The following is a 6,970-nucleotide window of genomic DNA, read 5'->3' on the forward strand; positions in this document are numbered from 1 at the left end:
TCACATACTGCGCTTCATTCTACACCCTAATCTCAAAAATGTCCAGACAATGAACAACTTTTTTTACGGAAATAATCCCTTTTTTTATTTGGTTTGTTCCGCTTTTCCATATCTTTTCCAGACTTCCCACGGAGTTTTCCGGGATTTCGCGCTCTTGCTATTTGTCAAAAAGCATGATACACTGCCCTCAAACAGGGCATTTTTTGCCGCTGTTTCCGGTTTTTCGCCAAACAACAAAGAGGAGGCCAAGACATGATGGCTGCAACCGTCGACCGAAGACGTTTAAAAGAAGAAACCAGGGAACTGCTGCGCACCGCTCAGGTCAGTCCCCGTGGCATGACCGCGCTGTATCTGGGGATTTCGCTCGTGCTGTCCCTGGTGGACGCGCTGACCAGCTCCGCCGTGCCCAGCGGGATTCTGGACACCTTCGTTTCCATTCTCGTCAGCCTGATGAGCGCGGTGCTCTCCGCCGGCTTTGTGATGTACTGCATGGCGGTGCGGCAGGGACAGCGTGCGGAATACCTGACGCTTTTTGACGGGTTCTCCTTCGTGGGAAAAGTCATCGGTCTCAACATCCTCATCGCCGTATTCACCTTTTTGTGGTCGCTGCTGTTCGTCATCCCTGGCATCATCGCGGCCTACCGCTACCGGTTCGCCCTCTATAATTTATATGAGAACCCGGACATCGGCATCCTGGATGCCCTGAACATGAGCAAGCAGCAGACCCTGGGGTATAAGGGACAGGTATTCATGCTGGACCTGAGCTATCTGGGCTGGAATCTGCTGGCCTCGCTGCCGTATCTCATTGAGACCTGGACCATCTACTGGAAGGTCCTGGAATCCATCAGCATCTACCAAACCGGGTTCCTGCCTGCGGAGGTGGCCCCGGCCATCCTGCCGCTGTGGGGCTGGACGTTGCTGAGCAGTCTGTGGAGCCTGGTGGTGAGCCTCTTCTACCTGCCCAATTACCAGTGCGTGGAACTGGGGTATTTCGACACCGCCAAGGACACCTCTGGTGTCCGGGCGGACCGACCGTCCCGCACCGGTCCGGACGACCTGGGCGGTCCCACCTTCTTTGAATAACCAAAAAGCGGACGGAGGATCAGACCCTCCGTCCGCTTTTTGATGTCTCACAGCCGAGGAAACTCCCGCCGCACATAGCTGCTGCGGCGCAGCGCCGACACCAGCAGCGTGGAGACTGCCGCGCCGAACGCGGCCTGGACCAGATTGGCCGGGACCCCGGCGGCGCCGCCCGCCAGACTGCCCACCAGCAAGGCGTCGTAGAGCCAATAGCCCACCACCATGGGGATCTCCCCTGCAACGCCGCACACCAGCACGCCCCAGCCATGCCGGTGCAGCCGTCTGTACAGCGCACCTGCCGCAAGTCCCATCACAGCCTTGATGAGCAGTGTGGCGGGGACATAGGCCGGGTAGGTCATCAAATCCGCCAGCGCCGGGCCGATGGCGCCTGCCGCCGCGCCGTACCCGGGCCCCAGCAGATACGCTCCCAGCAGAACCACCGCGTCCCCCAGGTTCAAATACCCTCCGGTGGGGGAGGGGATCTGCACCGCCAGCGTGGCGGCACAGGCCATGGCGGCCACCACCGCCGTCAGCACCAGCGTCTTGACCCGGTCTCCGGCCCGGGTCTCCTGCCTCATCGTCTTTTCCATACCCCCAGCTCCTTTCGGGATTTCCAGTTGTCATTGTACGGCAGATGTGATATTGTGAAAATATTCAATTTATCATTTTTTTATAAGGTCAGTTTGGAGGCCTGCGTATGCTGACATATTCCATGGAGGAGCGGGGCAGCCTGCCCCTGTATGAATATCTCTACCGCCGCATCCGGGCGGATATCCTGAACGGCACCCTGGCCGCCGGGGAACGACTGCCCTCCAAACGGGCGCTGGCGGAACATCTCCGAGTCTCCGTCATCACGGTGGAAAACGCCTATGCCCAGCTGGAGGCGGAAGGCTATGTCTTCACCCGCCCCAAGCGGGGGTTTTTTGTCTCTCAGGTCTCCCGGACTCCCCAGGTCCTGCCGCCGTCTCCGCCGCCGCCGGAAAAAGCACGGGTATGGCGTCTGGACCTCAAAAGCAACCAGGTGGACACCGCCCGCTTTCCTGTGGCCACCTGGGCCCGCCTGATCCGGCAGGTGCTGACGGAGGACGGAAACGCCCTGCTGCGGCCGGTCCCCCACCGGGGGCTGCCCGCCCTGCGGCAGGCCATTGCCGATGACCTGCGGGATTATAAGGGCATGGCGGTTTCCCCGGAGCAGATCGTGATCGGCGCCGGGGCGGAGTACCTGTATCTGCTGCTGGCCCAGCTGCTGGGGAGGGAGACGGTGCTGGCGGTGGAGGACCCGGGCTACCCCAAGATCCGCCAGGTCTACGGCAAGTGCGGCGTCCGCTGCTGTCCGGTTCCGCTGGACAGCCAGGGCATGGACCTGGCGGCCCTGGCCGCCTCCGGCGCCACGGCAGCTCATCTCTCACCGTCCCATCATTATCCTACCGGGCTGGTGACGCCCATTGGACGGCGGCAGGCCCTGCTGCAATGGGCCCAGGACCGGGACGCCTTCATCATCGAGGATGACTACGACAGCGAGTTCCGCTTCTCCGGCCTGCCGATCCCCACGCTGCAGAGCATCGACGCCGGGGGACGGGTGATCTACATGAACACCTTCTCCCAGACCATCTCCCCCTCCATGCGGGTGGGCTTTATGGTGCTGCCTCCGGCGCTGCTGGAGCGCTACCGGCGGGAACTGGATTTTTACGCCTGCACGGTCCCCGCTCTGGAGCAGCATGTCCTGGCCCGATTCCTCGCCCGGGGCCATTACGAGCAGCACCTCTCCCGGATGCGCAAGGAGTACCGCCTCCGCCGGGCCCAGGTGCTGGATGCCTTCCGGGCCAGCCCGTTTGCCGGCCGGATTTCCATTGCCGAGGAGGGGGCCGGGCTCCATTTCCTGCTGCGCCTGGACACTGCCCGCACCGATGCGGAACTACGCCGGCGGGCGGAGTCGCTGGGGGTGCGGCTGGGTTTTCTCTCGGAGTATGCCGCCGCGCCTGCGCCGGCCTATGCCCACACCCTGGTCATCAACTACGCCGGTCTTGCCCAGGACCGTCTCCCGGAGGCGGTGGCACTGCTGGCGGAGGTCTTTCAGGAGGACTGACACCACGCAAAAAACAGCGCCCCGGGCAGCTGCCCGGGGCGCTTTGTATCGGATCACCAAACCAGGTGAGACCGCCGCTTTCCAGCCGCCTCAGATGTCCCGCCGGCCCTCCAGCGCCCGCATCAGCGTGGCGTCGTCGGCAAATTCCAGGTGGCCGCCTACCGGAATACCGTAGGCCAGGCGGGTCACCCGCACGTCAAAGGGTTTGAGCAGGCGGGCAATATACATGGCGGTGGCCTCTCCCTCGGTGTCGGGGTTGGTGGCCATGATGACCTCCTGGACGCCGCCCTTGGCCACCCGCTCCACCAGGGACTTAATGGCCAGATCGTCCGGCCCCACGTGGTTCATGGGGGAGATCACGCCGTGGAGCACATGGTACTGGCCGTTATACTCCCGGCTGCGCTCGATGGCCGCCACATCCCGGGGGTCCGCCACCACGCAGATGGTAGACGGGTCCCGCTTGGGGGAGGCGCAGATGGGGCAGAGTCCTCCGGCGGTGAAGTTCTGGCACACCGGGCAGCAGGTGACGTTGTGCTTGGCGTCCAGGATGGCGTCGGCAAAGGCCTTGGCCTCCTCCTCCGGCAGGCCCAGCACGTAAAAGGCCAGCCGCTGGGCAGACTTGCCGCCGATGCCCGGCAGTCGGGCGAACTGCTCCACCAGATTTTGCAGCGGTGCGGGAAAATACTCCATATCGATGGTAACGCTCCTTTATCGTTCAATGGGACCGGGTGTCTCACGCCCGGGGCAGGTCCATGGCAAACAGCGCCGCGGCGCCGCCGGTGTGGATGAACACCAGATCCCCCGTCTCGCCGAAAGCCCCCTGTTCCAGCAGCTTCAGCATCCCTGTCCAGGCCTTGCCGGTGTACACCGGGTCCAGCAAAATGCCCTCGGTCCGGGCCAGCTCCTCCAGGTAGGGGGTGTCCTCCGGGTTGGGCACCGCGTATCCGGGCCCCACGTGATAGAACATGGCAAAGTCCCCCTCCCGGCGGGAAAGGGTGCCCTCCAGCAGTTCCGCCGCGCCGGCGGCCAGCTGGGGCACGATCTCCTCAAAGGGCTCGTCATCCACGCCGATGCCGGTGACCTTCGCCTTCGGCAGCTCCAGCGACGCCCCCAGCAGCAGTCCGGCGGTGGTCCCGCCGGAGCCGGTGGCGCTGATCAGATGGGCCGGGCACATGCTGGCCGCCTTTGCCTGTTCGGCGATCTCCCGAACGCAGACCACGTAGCCCAGCGTCCCCAGGTTGGTGGACCCGCCCACCGGAATGGGATAGGCCCGATGGCCCTCCTCCGCCAGCTCCGCGCTGCGCCGGTTCATGGCCTCGTAGATGTCCTGGTAATCGTCGGTGTCAAAAAAGCGGACCTGGGCGCCGTAGAGATCATCCAGCACCAGATTGCCCCGGTGCTCCGTGACGCCCCGCTTTTTCAGCAGCAGCTCGCACCGCATCCCAAGCCTCGCGGCACAGGCAGCGGTGAGCATGGCATGGTTGGACTGGGCGCCGCCGGTGGTGAACACCGTGTCGCAGCCCCGGCGTTTGGCGTCCGCCAGCAGGAATTCCAGCTTGCGGACCTTGTTTCCTCCCAGAGCCACGCCGCAAAGATCATCCCGCTTGATCCAGATGTTCCGACCGTAGCGGGCGCTGATGCCCTCCAGCTTGTAGAAGGGGGTGGGGAACACTCCCAGGTTCAGCCGGGGCAGTTCATCGATATGCTTCATCACGCGATCTCCTCCCTGTTCTCTCAGCCCCGCAGCTGGGCGATCCGGGCGGGGATATCCTCCGCCTTGTAGACGGCACTGCCCGCCACCAGCACATTGGCGCCTGCGGCGATACAGGTCCCGCAGGTCTCGGGGCTGACGCCGCCGTCCACCTCCAGCTCGCACGCCGGATTTTTCTCGTCGATCCACTTGCGCAGCGTGGAGACCTTTTCCATCTGATCGGCCATGAATTTCTGGCCGCCGAAGCCCGGCTCCACCGTCATCACCAGAATCAGCTCCACCTGCTCCAGATAGGGCAGTGCCGCCTCCGCGGGGGTGCCGGGTTTGAGGACGATGCCGCCCCGCTTGCCCTTGGCGTGGATCTTGTCCAGGGCCTCCTGGATCTTCTCCGGTGTGTCCGATTCCACATGGACGGTCACCAGATCCGCCCCGGCGTCGCAGAACTGCTCTACATACCGCACCGGCTCCACGATCATCAGATGGACGTCCAGCGGCATTTGGGTCACCTTGCGGATGGACGCCACTACCGGGATGCCGATGGTGATGTTGGGCACGAACAATCCGTCCATCACATCCACATGGACGTAATCGGCACTGGCGATGCGTCCGATGTCCCGCTCCAGATTGGCAAAATCGGCAGAGAGGATGGACGGTGCAATTTTAATCATGAAAAACGCTCCTTTTCTTCGCCTTTAACGTCTCCGGCGCCCTGCGGCGGGGACGGCCTGTGTGGCAGCGGCGCACGGCGGCGCATAGGATACCCCAAGCGGCCCGGACGCCCCCCGCGCGCACTTCCGCGCAGCATCCGCCCCTCCCGGGATGAGGCGCCGCCGCTTTTTGCATATAGGAGCCGGTGGGTCCGCCCGCCGGCTCTCTTTTTGTCCGCTTTCAGTGTATCAAACTCCCGCTTTAAAAGCAACCCGCCTTTCCGGACCGTATTTTTTATAGAGTGTTGCAAAAACAACTTTCAACACCACAATATCATGATATGCTAATAAACAAGAAAAAGACGGGGGCCTGAACAAAAGCCCCGTATGGAAAGGTGGGAGCGTTCATGGAACAGCAAATCGACTATGCGGAGCGGGCGGCACTGCTCAAGGCGCTGGCGCATCCTCTCCGGCTGCGGCTGCTGCATGGGCTGCTGCACACGGGATGCCACAACGTGGGCTGTATGGAGCAGCTCACCGGCGTCTCCCAGTCCTGCATCTCCCAGCATTTGCAGAAGCTGCGGATGATGGGCCTGGTGAGCGCGGAGCGCTCCGGAAACGAGGTCTACTACCGGGCGTGCTCGCCGGAGGCCGCCCGTCTGGTGGCGGTACTGATGGGAGAGGAGGTATCCAGCTATGCCCTATGACGTGCTGGTGATCGGCGGCGGCCCGGCAGGGCTGTCGGCGGCGGTGAATGTCCGCATCCGGGGCCGGAGCGTGCTGGTGGTCTCCAATCCGCCGGAGGAAAATCCCCTCTGGCGGGCGGAACGGGTGGATAACTACCTGGGTCTGCCGGGCCGCAGCGGCCCGGAGCTTCTGACGGAGATGCGCCGCCACGCAGAGAGCGCCGGTGTGGAATTTCTCACCGGCAAGGTTCTGACCTCCGTCCGCAGCGGCAAGCTGTGGTATGTCAGCGTGGGGACGGAGATGTACGCCGCCTCTGCTCTGGTGCTGGCGGCAGGTGTGGCCCGGGGGAAGAAGTTCCCCGGTGAGGCGGAGCTGCTGGGCAAGGGCGTGAGCTACTGCGCCACCTGCGACGGGATGCTCTACCGGGGCCGCCCGGTGGCGGTGCTGGGATACAGCGACAGCGCCCGGCGGGAAGCGGACTTCCTGCGGGAGATCGGATGCAGCGTGACCTACTTCCACCGCCCCAAAGAATGCCGCATCGAGGGGGACACCCAGGTAAAGGCAGTGGTCTGTGACGGTGAGCGGACGGCGGTGGACGGCGTGTTCTTGCTGCGGCCCACGGTGGCGCCTACGGACCTGTTCCCGGGCCTTGCCGTGGACAACGGCTACGTATCGGTGGACCGCCGGATGGCCACCAATCTGCCGGGGCTCTTTGCCGCAGGGGACTGCACAGGCGGTCCGCTGCAGGTGGCCAAGGCA

At 63.7% G+C, this 6,970-nt stretch carries 8 protein-coding genes; 4 read left to right on the plus strand and 4 right to left on the minus strand.

Annotated features, from left to right (window positions below; all coding sequences use genetic code 11):
- Positions 1-252 precede the first annotated feature (252 nt).
- Positions 253-1,083, plus strand: coding sequence for a DUF975 family protein (locus QZL67_RS09315; RefSeq protein ID WP_022290452.1), 831 nt, complete (start codon positions 253-255; stop codon positions 1,081-1,083).
- A gap of 47 nt (positions 1,084-1,130) precedes the next feature.
- Here QZL67_RS09315 and QZL67_RS09320 read toward each other — a convergent pair whose 3' ends face one another.
- Complete coding sequence (locus tag QZL67_RS09320; protein ID WP_022290453.1) at positions 1,131-1,670, minus strand: ECF transporter S component; 540 nt, start codon at positions 1,668-1,670, stop codon at positions 1,131-1,133.
- A 107-nt stretch (positions 1,671-1,777) separates the two neighbouring features.
- On the opposite strand from QZL67_RS09320, the gene QZL67_RS09325 reads away from it, so the two are divergent.
- A complete protein-coding gene (locus QZL67_RS09325; RefSeq protein WP_022290454.1) occupies positions 1,778-3,166 on the plus strand; it encodes a PLP-dependent aminotransferase family protein in 1,389 nt (462 codons plus the stop codon).
- A gap of 90 nt (positions 3,167-3,256) precedes the next feature.
- On the opposite strand, the gene recR is transcribed toward QZL67_RS09325, so the two are convergent.
- Genes recR through rpe form a run of 3 tightly spaced genes read right to left on the minus strand, consistent with a single transcriptional unit; the run spans position 3,257 to position 5,545 of the window.
- Positions 3,257-3,856 carry a recombination mediator RecR gene (gene recR / locus QZL67_RS09330; protein WP_022290455.1) on the minus strand — a complete coding sequence of 200 codons (600 nt, stop codon included), beginning with the start codon at positions 3,854-3,856 and terminating at the stop codon, positions 3,257-3,259.
- A 43-nt stretch (positions 3,857-3,899) separates the two neighbouring features.
- Positions 3,900-4,877: a 1-aminocyclopropane-1-carboxylate deaminase/D-cysteine desulfhydrase gene (locus tag QZL67_RS09335; RefSeq protein ID WP_022290456.1), complete on the minus strand. Its 978-nt coding sequence runs from the start codon at positions 4,875-4,877 to the stop codon at positions 3,900-3,902.
- A gap of 23 nt (positions 4,878-4,900) precedes the next feature.
- Positions 4,901-5,545: a ribulose-phosphate 3-epimerase gene (gene rpe / locus QZL67_RS09340; protein WP_022290457.1), complete on the minus strand. Its 645-nt coding sequence runs from the start codon at positions 5,543-5,545 to the stop codon at positions 4,901-4,903.
- A gap of 386 nt (positions 5,546-5,931) precedes the next feature.
- Here rpe and QZL67_RS09345 point away from each other — a divergent pair, with 386 nt between their 5' ends.
- The gene (locus QZL67_RS09345; RefSeq protein WP_022290458.1) at positions 5,932-6,231 is read left to right on the plus strand and encodes a helix-turn-helix transcriptional regulator; all 300 of its coding nucleotides are present in this window, start codon (positions 5,932-5,934) and stop codon (positions 6,229-6,231) included.
- On the plus strand, positions 6,221-6,970 hold a 750-nt coding region (locus tag QZL67_RS09350), incomplete at its 3' end, for an FAD-dependent oxidoreductase (protein WP_292920219.1). The genes QZL67_RS09345 and QZL67_RS09350, both read left to right, overlap by 11 nt.

Source organism: Oscillibacter sp. CAG:155, from assembly GCA_000436875.1.
Classification (GTDB): Bacteria; Bacillota; Clostridia; order Oscillospirales; family Oscillospiraceae; genus Oscillibacter.